Genomic DNA, 646 nt, shown 5'->3' with positions numbered 1-646 from the left:
TCGAGATGGAAGTTCGCGAACTGCTGTCCGAGTACGACTTCCCGGGTGATGACCTGCCGGTAGTCCGTGGTTCTGCACTGAAAGCGCTGGAAGGCGAAGCTCAGTGGGAAGAGAAGATCCTGGAACTGGCTGGCCACCTGGACAGCTACATTCCGGAGCCGGAGCGTGCAATCGACCTGCCGTTCCTGATGCCGATCGAAGACGTATTCTCTATCGCTGGCCGTGGTACTGTAGTTACCGGTCGTGTAGAGCGCGGTATCGTTAAAGTTGGTGAAGAAGTGGAAATCGTTGGTATCAAAGATACCACCAAGACCACCTGTACCGGCGTTGAAATGTTCCGCAAACTGCTGGACGAAGGTCGTGCAGGCGAGAACATCGGTGCACTGCTGCGTGGCGTGAAGCGTGAAGACGTAGAGCGTGGTCAGGTACTGGCCAAGCCGGGCACCATCAAGCCGCACACCAAGTTTGAATCTGAAGTGTACGTACTGTCCAAAGAAGAAGGTGGTCGTCATACCCCGTTCTTCAAAGGCTACCGTCCGCAGTTCTACTTCCGTACTACCGACGTGACCGGTACCATCGAGCTGCCGGAAGGCGTAGAGATGGTAATGCCGGGCGACAACATCAAGATGGTTGTTACCCTGATTGC

At 55.3% G+C, this 646-nt stretch carries 1 protein-coding gene; it reads left to right on the top strand.

Annotation, left to right across the window (positions count from 1 at the left end):
* On the top strand, positions 1–646 hold a 646-nt coding region (locus AACR93_RS01465; protein ID WP_043852153.1), incomplete at both ends, for an EF-Tu C-terminal domain-related protein.

Source organism: Aeromonas sp. L_1B5_3 (assembly GCF_963866575.1).
In the GTDB taxonomy this organism is placed as follows: domain Bacteria; phylum Pseudomonadota; class Gammaproteobacteria; order Enterobacterales; family Aeromonadaceae; genus Aeromonas; species Aeromonas jandaei.
Note: the sequence above shows the minus strand (reverse complement) of the source record. Positions and strands in the feature narration are given on the sequence as shown.